This is a genomic window from Streptomyces sp. R-07 (assembly GCF_049913175.1).
In the GTDB taxonomy this organism is placed as follows: Bacteria; Actinomycetota; Actinomycetes; order Streptomycetales; family Streptomycetaceae; genus Streptomyces.
The window spans coordinates 3,181,937-3,197,325 of sequence record NZ_CP183978.1; the positions used below are offsets into that span (position 1 = coordinate 3,181,937).

General features: G+C 69.8%; 12 protein-coding genes and 1 tRNA gene. 11 read left to right on the forward strand and 2 right to left on the reverse strand.

Features of this window, described 5'->3' with window-relative positions:
* The first annotated feature begins 3 nt into the window (after positions 1-3).
* From ACN9M0_RS14320 to ACN9M0_RS14350, 7 genes are all read left to right on the forward strand, one after another.
* Positions 4-74: transfer RNA gene (locus ACN9M0_RS14320), tRNA-Gln, on the forward strand.
* A 110-nt stretch (positions 75-184) separates the two neighbouring features.
* On the forward strand, positions 185-1,630 hold the full coding sequence (gene glmU / locus ACN9M0_RS14325; RefSeq protein ID WP_366037937.1) for a bifunctional UDP-N-acetylglucosamine diphosphorylase/glucosamine-1-phosphate N-acetyltransferase GlmU: 1,446 nt from the start codon (positions 185-187) through the stop codon (positions 1,628-1,630).
* Between the two features lie 121 nt (positions 1,631-1,751).
* A complete protein-coding gene (locus ACN9M0_RS14330) occupies positions 1,752-2,726 on the forward strand; it encodes a ribose-phosphate diphosphokinase (RefSeq protein WP_352026009.1) in 975 nt (324 codons plus the stop codon).
* 243 nt (positions 2,727-2,969) lie between these two features.
* Positions 2,970-3,557, forward strand: coding sequence for a 50S ribosomal protein L25/general stress protein Ctc (locus tag ACN9M0_RS14335; protein ID WP_366037938.1), 588 nt, complete (start codon positions 2,970-2,972; stop codon positions 3,555-3,557).
* Between the two features lie 120 nt (positions 3,558-3,677).
* The gene (gene pth / locus ACN9M0_RS14340) at positions 3,678-4,274 is read left to right on the forward strand and encodes an aminoacyl-tRNA hydrolase (protein ID WP_399698695.1); all 597 of its coding nucleotides are present in this window, start codon (positions 3,678-3,680) and stop codon (positions 4,272-4,274) included.
* Positions 4,275-4,314: 40 nt separating this feature from the next.
* Entirely contained in the window at positions 4,315-4,758 is a 444-nt protein-coding gene (locus tag ACN9M0_RS14345; RefSeq protein WP_366037940.1) for a hypothetical protein, read from the forward strand.
* Between the two features lie 125 nt (positions 4,759-4,883).
* Entirely contained in the window at positions 4,884-5,720 is an 837-nt protein-coding gene (locus tag ACN9M0_RS14350) for an LPXTG cell wall anchor domain-containing protein (RefSeq protein ID WP_366037941.1), read from the forward strand.
* Positions 5,721-5,789: 69 nt separating this feature from the next.
* Here ACN9M0_RS14350 and ppc read toward each other — a convergent pair whose 3' ends face one another.
* Positions 5,790-8,519, reverse strand: coding sequence for a phosphoenolpyruvate carboxylase (ppc, locus tag ACN9M0_RS14355; RefSeq protein WP_426403694.1), 2,730 nt, complete (start codon positions 8,517-8,519; stop codon positions 5,790-5,792).
* A 241-nt stretch (positions 8,520-8,760) separates the two neighbouring features.
* On the opposite strand from ppc, the gene ACN9M0_RS14360 reads away from it, so the two are divergent.
* The 4 genes from ACN9M0_RS14360 (at position 8,761) to ACN9M0_RS14375 (ending at position 14,337) form a co-directional block, all read left to right on the forward strand.
* The gene (locus ACN9M0_RS14360) at positions 8,761-9,744 is read left to right on the forward strand and encodes an acyl-CoA desaturase (protein WP_426403695.1); all 984 of its coding nucleotides are present in this window, start codon (positions 8,761-8,763) and stop codon (positions 9,742-9,744) included.
* Positions 9,741-10,433 carry a TetR/AcrR family transcriptional regulator gene (locus ACN9M0_RS14365; RefSeq protein ID WP_189805565.1) on the forward strand — a complete coding sequence of 231 codons (693 nt, stop codon included), beginning with the start codon at positions 9,741-9,743 and terminating at the stop codon, positions 10,431-10,433. Before ACN9M0_RS14360 ends, ACN9M0_RS14365 begins: the two co-directional genes overlap by 4 nt.
* A gap of 201 nt (positions 10,434-10,634) precedes the next feature.
* Positions 10,635-12,359, forward strand: a complete 1,725-nt coding sequence (locus tag ACN9M0_RS14370) for an FG-GAP repeat domain-containing protein (protein WP_426403696.1) — start codon at positions 10,635-10,637, stop codon at positions 12,357-12,359.
* Positions 12,360-12,693: 334 nt separating this feature from the next.
* The gene (locus tag ACN9M0_RS14375; RefSeq protein ID WP_399698691.1) at positions 12,694-14,337 is read left to right on the forward strand and encodes an FG-GAP repeat domain-containing protein; all 1,644 of its coding nucleotides are present in this window, start codon (positions 12,694-12,696) and stop codon (positions 14,335-14,337) included.
* A 62-nt stretch (positions 14,338-14,399) separates the two neighbouring features.
* Here ACN9M0_RS14375 and ACN9M0_RS14380 read toward each other — a convergent pair whose 3' ends face one another.
* Positions 14,400-15,233 carry a trans-aconitate 2-methyltransferase gene (locus ACN9M0_RS14380; protein ID WP_366039200.1) on the reverse strand — a complete coding sequence of 278 codons (834 nt, stop codon included), beginning with the start codon at positions 15,231-15,233 and terminating at the stop codon, positions 14,400-14,402.
* Between the last annotated feature and the right edge of the window lie 156 nt (positions 15,234-15,389).

Here is a 15,389-nt window from a genome sequence, read left to right on the forward strand (position 1 = left end):
CCTTCCCGGATCGTCTAAGGGCAGGACAAATGGTTTTGGTCCATTGAATGAGGGTTCGAATCCTTCTCCGGGAGCCCATGCGCTGCGGGTCCTGACCGTCCAGGTCAGGACCCGCACTCATGTCCGCCGCCTTGCCCCCCGGTATCCTTCGTGGGTCCACCACCCAAAGCCGAAGGGCATTCCTGTGAGCGCCAACCGCCCGGCAGCCGTCGTCGTCCTCGCAGCGGGTGAGGGCACCCGCATGAAGTCGAAGACCCCCAAGGTCCTGCACGAGATCGCCGGGCGTTCGCTCGTCGGGCATGTCGTGTCCGCCGCCCGCGAGTTGGAGCCCGAGCACCTCGTCGTGGTCGTCGGGCACGCCCGGGAGCAGGTGAAGGGGCACCTGGAGCAGCACTACGCGGGGACCCGGACCGCCGTCCAGGAGCAGCAGAACGGCACCGGGCACGCCGTGCGGATGGCTCTGGAGGAGCTGGGCGCGGTGCCCGACGGGACCGTCGTCGTCGTCTGCGGTGACACTCCGCTGCTGTCCGGGGAGACGCTGAAGGCCCTCGCCGGCACGCACGCCGCGGACGGCAACGCCGTGACCGTGCTGACCGCCGAGGTGCCGGACTCCACGGGATACGGCCGGATCGTCCGGGACGGTTCCGGCGCCGTGACCGAGATCGTCGAGCACAAGGACGCCTCCGCGGCCCAGCTCGCGATCCGGGAGATCAACTCCGGTGTGTTCGCGTTCGACGGGAAGCTGCTCGCCGAGGCGCTGGGCCAGGTGCGGACGGACAACAGTCAGGGCGAGGAGTACCTCACCGACGTGCTGTCGATCCTGCGCGAGGCGGGTCACCGGGTCGGTGCCTCGGTCGCCGGCGACCACCGCGAGATCCTGGGGATCAACAACCGCGTGCAGCTGGCCGAGGCCCGCGCGCTGCTGAACGGGCGTCTCCTGGAGGCGGCCATGATGGCGGGCGTGACGGTCCAGGACCCCGCTTCCGTCCTGGTGGACGTGACCGTGACCTTCGAGGCCGACGCCGTGATCCTGCCGGGTACGCAGCTGCTCGGTGCGACGCACATCTCCGAGGACGCCGTGGTCGGTCCGAACACGCGTCTGACGGACGTCACCGTGGGCAAGGGCGCGCGGGTGGACAACACCGTGGCCTTCTCCGCGACCGTCGGCGAGGGCGCGTCCGTGGGCCCGTTCGCGTACCTCCGTCCGGGGACGAACCTCGGCAAGAAGTCGAAGGCCGGTACGTACGTCGAGATGAAGAACGCGACGATCGGCGAGGGGACGAAGGTCCCGCACCTGTCGTACGTGGGTGACGCGACGATCGGCGAGTACACGAACATCGGCGCGGCGAGCGTCTTCGTGAACTACGACGGCGAGGCGAAGCACCACACCACGATCGGCTCTCACTGCCGTACGGGTTCGGACAACATGTTTGTGGCTCCCATCACCATCGGGGACGGGGCCTACACCGCCGCGGGGTCCGTGATCACGAAGGACGTGCCGGCAGGTTCGCTCGCCGTGGCGCGGGGCCAGCAGCGGAATATCGAGGGTTGGGTGGCCCGCAAGCGTCCCGGCAGCGCTGCCGCGCAGGCCGCTCAGGCCGCCTCGGAGGAGTCCGCCGGCGAAAGCTGACCGGAAACGGGTACGTCGAACTCGGCGTACCGTGATACGTGCACACAAATTCGGCTGGCTCGCACACGCGCACGACAGCTCGTGGAACGCGGCCAGACAACACGTCTGAGGAGACAGTGCTGTGACCGGGATCAAGACGACCGGCGAGAAGAAGCTGATGCTCTTCTCCGGCCGCGCCCACCCCGAGCTGGCCGAGGAGGTCGCGCACCAGCTGGGCGTCGGCCTCGTTCCGACCAAGGCGTTCGACTTCGCCAACGGTGAGATCTACGTCCGCTTCCAGGAGTCGGCTCGCGGCGCGGACTGCTTCCTGATCCAGAGCCACACGGCTCCGATCAACAAGTGGATCATGGAGCAGCTGATCATGATCGATGCTCTGAAGCGGGCTTCCGCTCGGAGCATCACCGTGATCATCCCGTCGTACGGCTATGCCCGTCAGGACAAGAAGCACCGCGGCCGTGAGCCGATCTCGGCGCGTCTGGTGGCGGACCTGCTGAAGACGGCGGGTGCGGACCGCATCCTGACGGTGGACCTGCACACCGACCAGATCCAGGGCTTCTTCGACGGCCCGGTGGATCACCTTTCGGCCCTCCCGGTCCTCGCGGACTACGTGGGTGCGAAGGTCGACCGCGACAAGCTGACGATCGTCTCGCCGGACGCGGGCCGCGTGCGGGTCGCCGACCGCTGGTGCGACCGTCTGGACGCGCCGCTCGCGATCGTGCACAAGCGTCGTGACAAGGACGTCGCCAACCAGGTGACCGTGCACGAGGTCGTCGGTGACGTGAAGGGCCGCGTCTGTGTCCTCGTCGACGACATGGTCGACACGGGCGGCACGATCTGCGCGGCCGCGGACGCCCTGTTCGCGCACGGTGCCGAGGACGTCATCGTGACGGCCACGCACGGCATCCTGTCGGGTCCGGCCGCGGACCGGCTGAAGAACTCCAAGGTCAGCGAGTTCGTCTTCACGGACACGCTGCCGGTGCCGGGTGCCCTGGAGCTCGACAAGATCACGGTGCTGTCGATCGCGCCGACGATCGCGCGCGCGGTGCGTGAGGTCTTCGAGGACGGTTCGGTGACGAGCCTCTTCGAGGAGCACTGAGCCGCCTGAGGCTGTCGCGGAGGGCCGTTTCCCCGTTCGGGGGAGCGGCCCTCCGCCGTGTTTGAGTGATCGAATTGGGTGGTAGGGCGGGCGGCCGGTAGACTGCCGTAGTTGCTCGGCGAGGGAGGCCGTACCCGTAGAGGGTCACGGCGGTCCGTTATCGACGCGCTCTTCGTAGCAGGCCATCGCCAGTCGTGGCCGGGTGACCACGTCTTTCGTCACCTTTTCTACGAGGAGTGCACCATGTCCGAGGTCAAGCTCGCCGCCGCCGTCCGTACCGAGTTCGGCAAGGGCGCCGCCCGCTCGATCCGCCGTGCCGCCCAGGTTCCCGCCGTCGTCTACGGCCACGGCTCGGAGCCGGCGCACATCACCCTCCCGGCCCACGACCTGGCGCTGGCGCTGCGTACGCCGAACGTCCTGCTGTCCCTGGACATCGACGGCAAGAACGAGCTGGCGATCCCGAAGGCCGTCCAGCGTGACGCCATCAAGGGCTTCCTGGTCCACGTCGACCTGCTCCTCGTCAAGCGTGGCGAGAAGGTCACGGTCGAGATCCCGGTCCAGGCCGAGGGTGAGCTCGCCGCCGGTGGCAACCTGCTGGAGCACGTGCTCAGCACCCTCTCCATCGAGGCCGAGGCCACCCACCTTCCCGAGGCCGTCACGGTCTCCGTCGAGGGCCTGGAGGCCGGTGCCTCCGTCCTCGCCGGTGACATCGCCCTCCCGAAGGGTTCGACCCTGGTGACCGACGCCGACGCCGTCGTCCTGCAGGTCCTGGCCGCGCAGGCCGAGGAGCCGGCCGCCGAGACCGAGGCCACCGAGGTCGCCGAGGCCTGAGCCGTAGGCTCTGCCTGACGTGACGGGGTGACGGGCCGTACGGGCCCGTCGCCCCGTTTCTCTTGTACGGACACTTGTACGGACACTTCTCTTGTACGGATACGAGGAGACCTGAGGCACATGACGGACGACGCGAACGCCCCCTGGCTGATCGTCGGCCTCGGCAATCCGGGGCCCGAGTACGCGGCCAACCGCCACAACATCGGCTTCATGGTCGTGGATCTGCTGGCGGACCGGATCCGCGGCTCGTTCAAGCGGGCGCAGAAGGCCCAGGCGCAGGTCGTCGAGGGACGGATGGGGCCTCCCGGCCCGGAGAACCGGCGGGTGATCCTCGCGAAGCCGATGTCGTACATGAATCTCTCGGGCGGTCCGGTGACGGCGCTGCGGGACTTCTACAAGGTGCCGACGGCGCATGTCGTGGCGGTCCACGACGAGCTGGACATCGATTACGGGATGCTGCGGCTGAAGGTGGGCGGCGGCGACAACGGGCACAACGGTCTGAAGTCGATGACGAAGGCGATGGGTGCGGAGTACCACCGGGTGCGGTGCGGGATCGGGCGGCCGCCGGGCCGGATGCAGGTCGCGGACTTCGTCCTGAAGGACTTCTCGTCGGCGGAGCGCAAGGATCTGGACTGGTTCGTGGACCGGGCGGCGGACTCGGTGGAGTGCCTGGTGGCGGAGGGTCTGGAGCGGGCCCAGTCGGCGTACAACTCGTAGGGTCTGGCGATCGGAACGTACGACTGTACGATCGCGGGTCATGACGCACGTCCGTAACGCAGCCATGGCCCTGGTCGCCCTGCTCCTCCTCGTCGCGGGCGCCTGGGCCTCGTGGAACTCGGCCCAGCACGTCCTGCTCTCCAAGGGCCGCGAGCACGGGACGCTGACGGTGACCGACTGCACCGACGAGACGTGCAGCGGCCGTTACGCCCCGGAGGACCCGTCGTCGACGCGCCGGACGCTGACGATCGCGCGTTCGGTGGCGGCGGAGAAGGGCGTGACGATCCCGGTGGTGGTGAAGCCGGGCACGGACGAGGGCGTACGGACGGGCTGGGGCGGCGGGTTGCACGCGTGGCTCCCGCTGGGCGGGGCGCTGTTGCTGGCGGCGCCGTTGGTGGGCGGCGGGATGCGGCTGCCGCGGACGGCGTGGTCGCTGGCGGGGGTTGGCGGGGCGGTTCTGGTGGCGGCGTTCTTCGCACTCTGACCCGTTTGCGCCCGGTTCCTGGGTCAATCGTTATGGACCGCTGACTTAAAGGCGACTTAAGGCGACGGATAGGCTGCCCCAGCCACCTCCCACGGCATCCTCATCCCACAGATGGACGACTGCACATGCGACGCTCCCTCATACCCGCAGCCGCTCTTGTCGCGGCCATGGCGGGCTCTCTGACCCTGGCCCCCGCCGCCTTCGCGTCGGACGGCTCTCACACGTACAAGCTGCACCAGGAGACGCCGATCCTCGCGTCGGAGGCGCCCCACGACGGCGACTGCCCGACGATCCCGGCGGACAAGGACGGCTGGCACTTCGTCATCCCCGGCAACACCGCGGACTTCACCAAGCTGACGGTGACCTTCGAGCCGGGCGGCGAGCAGGTCATCACGACCTTCGGTCCGCCGTCGGACAAGCACGCGTACGTGGCCTCCGAGCCGGGCGCGAAGCTGGTCTCGGCCGAGGCCGAGGTCGACGGCGTGATCAAGCAGGGCTGGTTCAACCTGTCCCACACCTGCGTGGCCACCTCCACGACCGGCGGCACGACCGGTGAGCAGACCACCGGCGGTTCGACCACCGGTGAGACGACCACGGGCGGCTCCACCACCGGTGAGCAGACCACGGGTGGTTCGACCACCGGTGAGACGACCACCGGCGGCTCCACCACGGGCGAGACCACCACGGGTGAGACCACCACGACGGGCGGCTCCACCACGGGTGAGACGACCGCGACCGGCGGTTCCACCACCGGTGACACCACCGCCACCGGCGGTTCGGCTTCCGGTGACACCTCCGCCACGGGTGGCTCCACCACCGGCGGCGAGGTCAAGGACGAGGGCGGCAACCTCGCCGAGACCGGTTCCAGCGCTCCGGTCGGCATCCTCGCCGCCGCCGCTCTGGCCCTCGCGGCTGCCGGTGCGGTCCTGGTGACCCGCCGTCGCAAGGCCCAGCAGAACTGACGTACTCCGTCGTGACGAAGCCCCCGTGGAGGATTCCACGGGGGCTTCGTCATGCGTGCGGAAGGACCGTCAGCCGGTGTTGCGGAGGCCCGCCGCCACGCCGTTGACGGTGAGGAGCAGGGCCCGGGCGAGCAGCGGGTCGGGGTCCTCGCCGCGCTCGGCGTCCGCGCGCTGGCGGGCGAGGAGCGCGACCTGGAGGTAGGAGATCGGGTCCAGGTAGGCGTCGCGGATGGCGAAGGTCTGCTGGAGGACCGGGTTGGAGTCGAGGAGCCGCTCGCCGCCGGTGACCTTGAGGACCTCGGCGACGGTCAGCGCGTGCTCGGCCTCGATGGTGTCGAAGACGTGCTTGAGGTCGTCGGAGACGAGGGTGTCGACGTAGTGGCGGGCGATCCGCAGGTCCGTCTTGGCCAGCGTCATCTCGACGTTGGAGAGGAAGTTGCGGAAGAAGCCCCACCGCTCGTACATCTCGCCGAGGACCGGGTCGAGGCCGGCTTCGCGGAGGGCCTTGAGGCCGGAGCCGACGCCGTACCAGCCGGGGACGATCTGCCGGGACTGGGTCCAGCCGAACACCCAGGGGATGGCGCGGAGTCCGTCGAGGCCGGCGCCCGAGTCGGGGCGGCGCGAGGGCCGGGAGCCGAGGTGGAGGTCGGCGAGCTGGTCGACGGGGGTGGCCGCGAAGAAGTACGCGGGGAGGTCGGGGTCCTCGACGAGCCTGCGGTACGCGGTGTGGGCGGCGTCCGAGACGGTGTCCATGGCCGCGTCCCAGCGGGCGAGGGCCTCGTCGGACTGGCGCGGCGCGGTGTGCAGTGCGGAGGCCTGCAGGGTGGCGGCGACGGTCAGTTCGAGGTTCTCGCGGGCGAGGGACGGGATGAGGTACTTGTCGGAGATGACCTCGCCCTGCTCGGTCACCTTGATCTCGCCCTCCAGGGTGCCCCAGGGCTGGGCGAGGATCGCGTCGTGCGAGGGGCCGCCGCCGCGGCCGACGGTGCCGCCGCGGCCGTGGAACAGCCTCAGCCGGACCCCGTAGCGGTGGGCGACGTCGCGGAGGCGGCGCTGGGCGCGGTGGATCTCCCACTGGGAGGTGGTGATGCCGCCGAACTTGGAGGAGTCCGAGTAGCCGAGCATGACCTCCTGGACGTCGCCGCGGAGCGAGACGAGGCGCCGGTAGGAGGGGTCGGCGAGCATGTCGTCGAGGATGACGTCGGCGGCCTTGAGCTCGTCGGTGGTCTCCAGGAGCGGCACGATGCCGATCTTGGCCCAGCCGCCGTGCAGGTCGACGAGGCCGGCCTCGCGGGCGAGGACGGCGGCGGCGAAGACGTCGTCGGCGCCCTGGCACATCGAGATGATGTACGACTCGATGACCTCGGGGCCGAAGCGCTCGAAGGCCTCCTTGACGGTGTGGAAGACGCCGAGGGTCTTCTCGCCGGCGGCGTCGAGCGGGGCCGGGGTCGGGGCGAGCGGGCGGCGTGAGCGCAGCTCCTTGGCGAGCAGCTTCTGCCGGTAGTCGCGGGGCATGTCCGCGTAGCGCCAGGACTCCTCGCCGAGGCGGTCGAAGAGCTGGCCGAGGGCGTGGTGGTGGGCCTCGGCGTGCTCGCGGACGTCCATGGTGGCGAGCTGGAGGCCGAAGGCGGAGAGGGTGCGGATGACCCGGTCCATGCGGCCGTCGGCGAAGAGGGCGCCGCGGTGCTCGCGCAGCGAGGTCTGGATCAGGGTGAGGTCGCGGATGAGTTCGGCGGTGCCGAGGTAGTCGCGGCCGTCCTGGTGCGGGGTGCCGTGGGCGAGGCGCTCGCGGGTGTTGACGAGCTTCTGCCGGATGCAGGTGGCCTTGAGCCGGTACGGCTCCTCGGCGTTGAGGCGCTTGTAGCGGGGGCTGATCTCCGGGAGGAGTTCCAGGTCGCGCTGGAGGGAGTCCAGGAGTTCCTGGGTGGCTCCGGTGTAGCGGATGGAGTTGGAGAGGAGTCCGCGGAGGAAGTCGACGAGTTCGAGGGCGTCGGTGATGCCGTGCTCGTGCTGGAGGATCAGGACGTCCCAGGTCACCTGGGGGGTGACGTTGGGGTTGCCGTCGCGGTCGCCGCCGATCCAGGTGCCGAAGGTGAGCGGGCGGGTGCCGGCGGGCAGCTCGACGCCGACGCGCTCGAGCTCGGCGGCGAGGTCCTCCAGGACGTCGCCGACGGCGTTGGCGTGCAGTTCGTCGAGGTAGTAGATGGCGTTGCGGGCTTCGTCGGCGGGCTCGGGGCGGACCACGCGGAGCTCGTCGGTCTGCCAGATGAGGTCGATGTTCTCGGCGAGCCTCAGGTCGGTGCGGCGCCGGTCGGCCTGGACGACGGGGGTCTCCAGGAGGGCGGCGATCCGGCGGAGCTTGTTGAGGACGGAGCGGCGGGCGGCTTCGGTGGGGTGCGCGGTGAAGACGGGCCGTACGTTGAGGTTCTTGACCGTCTCGCGGACGTGCTCGGGGTCGCCGTCCTTGAGCATGTCGGCGGTGCGGGCGAGGAGGCCGCCCTCGGCGGCGCGCTTCTCGCGCATCTCGCGGCCGCGGTGGACCTGCTCGGTGACGTTCGCGAGGTGGAAGTAGGTGGAGAACGCGCGTACGAGCTTCGCGGCGGTCTCGAGTTCGACGCCTCGGAGCAGCTCGGCGGCGGCCTCGCCGTCCTCGCGGGTGAGGCGGCGGACCTTCTCGACGAGGTCGAGGAGCTCGTGGCCTTCCTGGCGTACGAGGGTCTCGCCGAGAAGATCGCCCAGTCGGCGGATGTCGGCGCGCAGCTCGGTGCTGGCGGTGGGGGTCTGGTCGGCACTGCTCACAGGTGCGGCTCCTTGCAGTGTTTGAGCACGTCTGGAGGGGTTCTGGAGGCTTGCGGACCGCGCTGTCCGACGCACCCAGGATAGGTGTCCACGTTCCGGACGGCGGCCAGGGTCCTCTTGTGCCCTCTTGCCGCGCGCCACGGCGCTGCCATACTTACGACGCCGTAGGTTACGGATGCGTAGGCACAGCTTCGCCCTTCGACGCGTTTCCCCCCTTTTCTCTCACCCCCCAGGGACACCCATGACCATGAGCCCCGAGTTGATGTCGGCGCCCGAGGCGCAGGACGACGCCGCGGCCCTGCCCTCCGCCACGCTGGGCGGGGACAGCAAAGGTTCGGTCGAGCAGATCGCTCTGGCGTCGTTCATCGTGGTGCCGTTCGTGGCGCTGCTCGCCGCCGTCCCGCTGGCCTGGGGCCGGGGGGTGAGCTGGCTGGATCTGGGGCTGATGGTGGCGATGTACTACATCGGGTGCCACGGGATCACGATCGGTTTCCACCGGTACTTCACGCACGGTTCCTTCAAGGCGAAGCGGCCGCTGCGGATCGCGCTCGCGGTCATGGGTTCGCTGGCGGTCGAGGGTCCGCTGGTCCGCTGGGTGGCGGATCACCGCAAGCACCACAAGTTCTCCGACGCGGAGGGTGACCCGCACTCGCCGTGGCGGTTCGGTGAGACGGTTCCGGCGCTGATGAAGGGCCTGTGGTGGGCGCACATCGGCTGGATGTTCGACGAGGAGCGGACGCCGCAGCACAAGTACGCCCCCGATCTGATCAAGGATCCGGCGATCCGGGCGATCTCGCGCCAGTTCGTGCTGTGGACGGTCGTGTCGCTGGCGATCCCGCCGCTGGTGGGCGGTCTGGTGACGATGTCGTGGTGGGGCGCGTTCACGGCGTTCTTCTGGGGTTCGCTGGTGCGGGTGGCGCTGCTGCACCACGTGACGTGGTCGATCAACTCGATCTGTCACGCGGTGGGCAAGCGTCCGTTCAAGTCGCGTGACCGCTCGGGCAACGTGTGGTGGCTGGCGGTGCTGTCCTGCGGCGAGTCGTGGCACAACCTGCACCACGCGGACCCGACCTCGGCGCGGCACGGGGTGCTGCGCGGCCAGGTCGACTCCAGTGCGCGGCTGATCCGCTGGTTCGAGCAGCTGGGCTGGGCGACGGATGTGCGCTGGCCGACGAAGTCCCGCATCGAAGCCCGCCGCCAGGCCGCGTCCGCAGACGCGGCATGATGGAAGACGTGGCGATCGAGGGCAGGACCGGCGGTACCGGCAGCAGCGGCGGAGAGCAGAAGCCCCGGCGGGGGCGCCGGGTGCGGATGACGGGCGCGGAGCGCCGGGAGCAGCTGCTCGACATCGGTCGCACGCTCTTCGCGGAGAAGGGTTTCGAGGGCACGTCGGTGGAGGAGATCGCGGCGAAGGCCGGCGTCTCCAAGCCGGTGGTGTACGAGCACTTCGGTGGCAAGGAGGGGCTGTACGCGGTCGTGGTCGACCGGGAGATGCGGCAGCTCCTGGACGGGGTGACGGGGGCGCTGACGGCGGGGCATCCGCGGGAGCTCCTGGAGCAGGCGGCGTTCGCGCTGCTCGACTACATCGAGAACTACACGGACGGTTTCCGGATCCTCGTGCGGGATTCGCCGGTGGCGCAGTCGACGGGCACGTTCGCCTCGCTGATCAGTGACATCGCCACGCAGGTGGAGGACATCCTGGGTCTGGAGTTCAAGGCCCGCGGCTTCGACCCGAAGCTGGCGCCGCTGTACGCGCAGGCGCTGGTGGGCAGTGTGGCGCTGACGGGTCAGTGGTGGCTGGACGTCCGCAAGCCGAAGAAGGCGGAGGTCGCGGCGCATCTGGTGAACCTGGCGTGGCACGGGCTGGACGGTCTGGAGCAGAAGCCGCGGTTGATAGGGCACCGGAAGAACTGACCGGAGGGTCGGATTCGGTGGAGTAAACATCTGGTGCTCGGCCGTCCCGAGAGTAGACTCGTGTTCAACATCCGGGGGGGTGTTCCGACCGTCCTACGAGGTCGTCTCCGCGTGCCTTCTGTCATGCGCTGACGCCGTTCGACGCCTGTTCGAGCCCCCCTGTTTGGTTCTGTCGAACCTCTGATCCCTGGGGGGGATCCTTTGTTCTTCCTGCGTTCCAAGCGTGCCCGTCGCGTCGCCACGTGCACCGCTCTCGCCCTCTCCTCGGGCATGCTCCTCGCGGGTCCGGCGTCGGCGGACTCGCCGTCGCCGCGCCCGGCGGTCGAGAAGCCGGCTCCGGCCGGTGTCTCGCTGCCGAAGCCGATCCTGCCGAAGGCGGACGGTGCCCGTGCCGGGACCGCCGGTGCCACGGAGGCCGGTACCGCGCCGCGCGCCGACGTGGACGGCGACGGCGTCAGCGACATCCTCTACCGCGGCTACGACGGCCAGATCTACTCGGTGCCGACCAGCGACATCGACGGCGCCCAGGTCTACCGCGGCGACGGTTCCACCACGTTCGCCAAGGACATCATCCCGATCGGCGACCAGGACGCGAACGGCAGCCGTCCCGAGGTCCTGACGCTGTCGACCAGCGGTCGCCTGTCGCTGTACGGCAACACCACCGAGTCCTACGGCGAGTTCCGCTGGAGCGGCGCCGGCTGGCAGATCTACAACAAGGTCTTCTCGCCCGGTGACATCAGCGGTGACGGCCGCGCCGACGTGCTGGCCCGTACGCCCTCCGGCGAGCTGTGGGCGTACGTCTCCACCGGCTCGTACGGTGCTCCGTTCCACGCCCGTCAGAAGGTCGGCAACGGCTGGGGGGCCTACGACCACCTGATCGGTCTCGGTGACAGCGACGGCGACGGCAAGGGCGACTTCCTCGCCCGTACGCCCTCCGGCGTCCTCTTCTACTACGGCAGCACCGGCAACCCGTACACGGTGAAGGCCCGCAAGGAGGTCGGTCACAGCTGGGACGTCTACAACCAGATCCTCGGCATCGACGACTTCAGCGGTGACGGCATCGGCGACGTGCTCGCCCGTGGCTCCGACGGCACCCTGTGGTCGTACGTGGGCACCGGCGGCGGCCACTTCGCCGCCCGCAGGCAGGCCAGCCAGGCCGGTGCCTGGGCGGAGGGCCCCCAGCTGAGCGGTGCGGGCAACGTCCCGGCGCACGGCAAGGAGGGCATGCTCGCCCGCGACAAGGCCGGCACGCTCTTCTGGTACAACACGCGGGAGACCGGCAAGCTGGCCCCGCGTGCGCAGATCAGCGACACGGGCGGCTGGGCCGGTGCCAACATGTTCGAGGCCAGCTCGCTGGATGACAACGGCATCTCCGACACCCTGTTCATCTACGACGGGCACCTCTACGGCAACCGCACCGACTTCGGCGGCGGCTGGGGCATCTACAACCAGCTCGTGGGCGCGGGCGACCTGAGCGGCGACGGGCGCGGCGACCTGCTGGCGCGGGACCGTTCCGGCGTCCTGTACCTGTACCGCGGCAACGCGTACGGCACCGCCGTGAGCGCCCGCGTCAAGGTGGGCTCCGGCTGGGGTGCGTACGACCGTCTCATCGGTTCGGGCGACTTCAGCGGCGACGGTCTGAACGACCTCGTGGCGCGCGCCAAGGACGGCACGCTGTACCTGTACCAGGGCACGGGCCAGGCCGGTTACCCGTTCAAGCCGCGCGTCAGGGTCGGGGGCGGGTGGAACGTGTACCCGAAGCTGGTCGCCCCCGGTGACATCACGGGTGACGGCAAGGCCGACCTGCTCGCGGTGAACGCGGGCGGCGAGCTGTTCCGCTACACCGGCACCGGCGTCGCGGGCTACGCGTTCAAGCCGCGCGCCTCGATCGGCACCGGCTACCAGATCTACAACGGTCTGTACTAGTCGTACCGCGCACCGCGCACCACTCAGGACGCCCCGCACCGGTTCTCCGGTGCGGGGCGTCCCTCGTGGGGGCGGGCTCGGAAGGGACGGAACCGGCAGCGTGCGCGCGCCCTGGTTGCCGGGTCCTCTCGTTGAACCCGTGTCAGGGCCGGGAGGTATGCTCCCCACACAACCGGGGTGTCCGCCCTTCGTACGCGTTTTCCTCCGTAGCGAGGCGCCGCGGACCCGTCCCCGGTCCGACGACATTCTGATCCCTGGGGGGGATCTCTTGCGTTCTGTGCACTTCTCCCGTGCGCGCCTCAGCGCGTGCACCGCACTCGTACTCTCCGCGGGCATGCTGCTCGCGACCCCGGCCTCGGCCGATCAGCCCGGCCCGCGCCCGGCGATCGACAAGCCGGTGGCCGACTTCACCACGCCGCCGCTCACGCGGCCGTCCGCCGGCGCGGCCCGTCAGGGTGCCGCGGCTGCCACCGGTGTCGGCGCCTCTCCTCAGCTGTCGGACTTCGACGGCGACGGCAGCGGCGACCTGATCTTCCGCAAGTGGGACGGTACGGTCAACACGGCCACGACCTCGGGCCAGGGCGGCCAGTTCGGGTCCTTCTCGGAGCCTCCGAAGGACGTCGTCCCGATCGGCAACCAGGACGGGAACGCCAGCGGTCCCGAGGTCCTGACGCTGTCGCAGACGGGTGTCCTCAGCCTGTACGCGGACGCCACGCCCACCACGGCGAGCCTCGCCTGGCAGGGCAAGGGCTGGAACATCTACAACAAGATCGTCGCGCCCGGCGACGTGAACGACGACGGCCGTGCCGACGTGGTCGCCCGCGACAACGACGGCAACCTGTACCTGTACTACGCCACCGGCAACCGCACCGCGCCGTTCGCGACGCGGGTGAAGATCGGCACCGGCTGGAACATCTACGACCAGATGATCGGCTTCGGCGACAACAACGGCGACGGCTGGGCGGACCTGCTCGGCCGCGACAGCGCCGGAACCCTGTGGTTCTACGCCGGCAAGGGCGACAAGTCCCAGCCGTTCGCGGCGCGGGTGAAGGTCGGCACCGGCTGGAACATCTACAACCAGATCGTGCCCGTCGGCGACGACGACGGCGACGGCAACGGCGAGCTGCTCGCCCGCGACCTGAACGGCACGCTCTGGTACTACACGGGCAAGGGCGACGGCACCTTCGCCGCCCGTCAGCAGTCCAGCGACACGGGCGGCTGGGACGGGATCCCGCAGTTCGGCGGGGCGGGCAACATCCCGGTCACCGGCAACAAGGAAGGCGTCCTGGCGCGGGACACCGCCGGCACGATGTTCTGGTACGGCGTCCGGACCACCGGCCAGCTCGGCTCCCGCAGCCAGGTCGGCGACACGGGCGGCTGGGCGGGTGCCAACGTCACGCACCTGTCCTCGATGAACACGGACGGCTCGTCCGACCTGGCGCAGATCTACCAGGGCAACCTCTACATCGAGAGCAACAAGATCGGCGCCGGCTGGGGCGTCTACAACGCGCTCGTCGGCCCCGGCGACCTGTCCGGCGACGGCAAGGGCGACCTGCTGGCCCGCGACGGCTCCGGGTACCTGTACCTGTACCAGGGCAACGGCGCGGGCACGGCCGTCGCGTCCCGCATCAAGGTCGGCTCCGGCTGGGGGACGTACAACAAGATCCTCGGCGCCGGTGACTACACGGGCGACGGCCGCACGGACATCGTGGCCCGCACCTCGGGCGGCGACCTGTACCTGTACGCGGGCACGGGCGTCGCGGCCACGCCGTTCAAGGCGCGGGTGAAGATCGGCACCGGCTGGAACACGTACAGCAAGATCGTCGCCCCCGGTGACCTCAACGCCGACGGCAAGGGCGACCTGCTCGGCGTGACCTCGGGCGGCGACCTCTACCGCTACCTGAACATCGCTCCGGGCAAGTTCACCGCCCGGGTGAACATCGGCCACGGCTACCAGGTCTACAACGCGATGTCGTAGGCATCGGATCGCGCACGGCGGGCGCCCCGCACCGGTCCTCCGGTGCGGGGCGCCCTCGCGTGTCACGAGCCCTTGCGGGCGACGGCGAACAGCCGCCGGAAGGGAAAGACCGTGCCGTGCGGGCCGGGCGGATAGGCCTCGCGGAGGAGCGCGCGGTACTGGGCGAGGAAGGCGTCGACCGCGTCCTGGTCGTCGCCCAGGGTCGTGAGGACGGGCCGCAGCGCGGTGCCCTTGACCCAGTCGAGGACCGGGTCCTCGCCCTGGAGCAGCTGGCAGTACGTGGTCTCCCAGACGTCCGCCTCGCAGCCGAGGTCGGTGAGGCGGGTGAGGTAGTCGGCCGTGTCGAGGATGTGGACGAAGCGGCGGCCCTGGTCGCCGAGGCGGCTCCGCCACTCGGGGGTCTCGCAGAGCTCGCCGAGCAGGGCGTGGCTGGGCGAGGTGAAGTTGCCGGGGACCTGGAAGGCCAGGGTGCCGCCCGGGCGGAGTCCGTCGATCCAGGTGGCGAAGGACTCGGGATGGTTGGGCACCCACTGGAGGGCCGCGTTGGAGACGATCAGGTCGTAGGGCTCGCCCGGCGTCCAGTGGGCGGCGTCGGCGGTCCGGAAGTCGAGCCAGCCGCCGCCCCGGGTGGTGCCCGCCCAGTCCTTCTCGGCGCGTTCCAGCATGTCGGGCGAGAGGTCGAATCCGGTGATGTGCGCGTCGGTCCACCGGTCGGCGAGGAGGACCGTCACGTTGCCGGGTCCGCAGCCGAGGTCGGCGATGCGGGCGGGCCGGTCCTGGGCCGGCAGGCGCGGTATTCGGGCGAGGAGATCGAGGAAGGGACGGGTGCGGTGGCCGGAGTGACGGAGGTACTGCTGTGGATCCCAGGTCGGTGCGGCGGATTCAACGGAATGCATGTTCGAAGCCCCCTTGCTGGCACGAGTTGCCCAAGCGGAACGGCGTTCCGGCCGGGTCCCTTCCCCATAGTCCAGGAAAATATATCTTGAGGTCAAGATACTTGATATCGAGAAACTCGAATACAAGAGACTTTATGTCAACAGACCCTCTACACT

Coding starts and splice junctions, on each gene's coding strand:
- ACN9M0_RS14335 (WP_366037938.1), top strand. CDS start 2,970: ATGTCCGAGGTCAAGCTCGCCGCCGCCGTCCGTACCGAGTTCGGCAAG.
- pth (WP_399698695.1), top strand. CDS start 3,678: ATGACGGACGACGCGAACGCCCCCTGGCTGATCGTCGGCCTCGGCAAT.
- ACN9M0_RS14345 (WP_366037940.1), top strand. CDS start 4,315: ATGACGCACGTCCGTAACGCAGCCATGGCCCTGGTCGCCCTGCTCCTC.
- ACN9M0_RS14350 (WP_366037941.1), top strand. CDS start 4,884: ATGCGACGCTCCCTCATACCCGCAGCCGCTCTTGTCGCGGCCATGGCG.
- ACN9M0_RS14360 (WP_426403695.1), top strand. CDS start 8,761: ATGACCATGAGCCCCGAGTTGATGTCGGCGCCCGAGGCGCAGGACGAC.
- ACN9M0_RS14365 (WP_189805565.1), top strand. CDS start 9,741: ATGATGGAAGACGTGGCGATCGAGGGCAGGACCGGCGGTACCGGCAGC.
- ACN9M0_RS14375 (WP_399698691.1), top strand. CDS start 12,694: ATGCTGCTCGCGACCCCGGCCTCGGCCGATCAGCCCGGCCCGCGCCCG.
- ACN9M0_RS14380 (WP_366039200.1), bottom strand. CDS start 15,233: ATGCATTCCGTTGAATCCGCCGCACCGACCTGGGATCCACAGCAGTAC.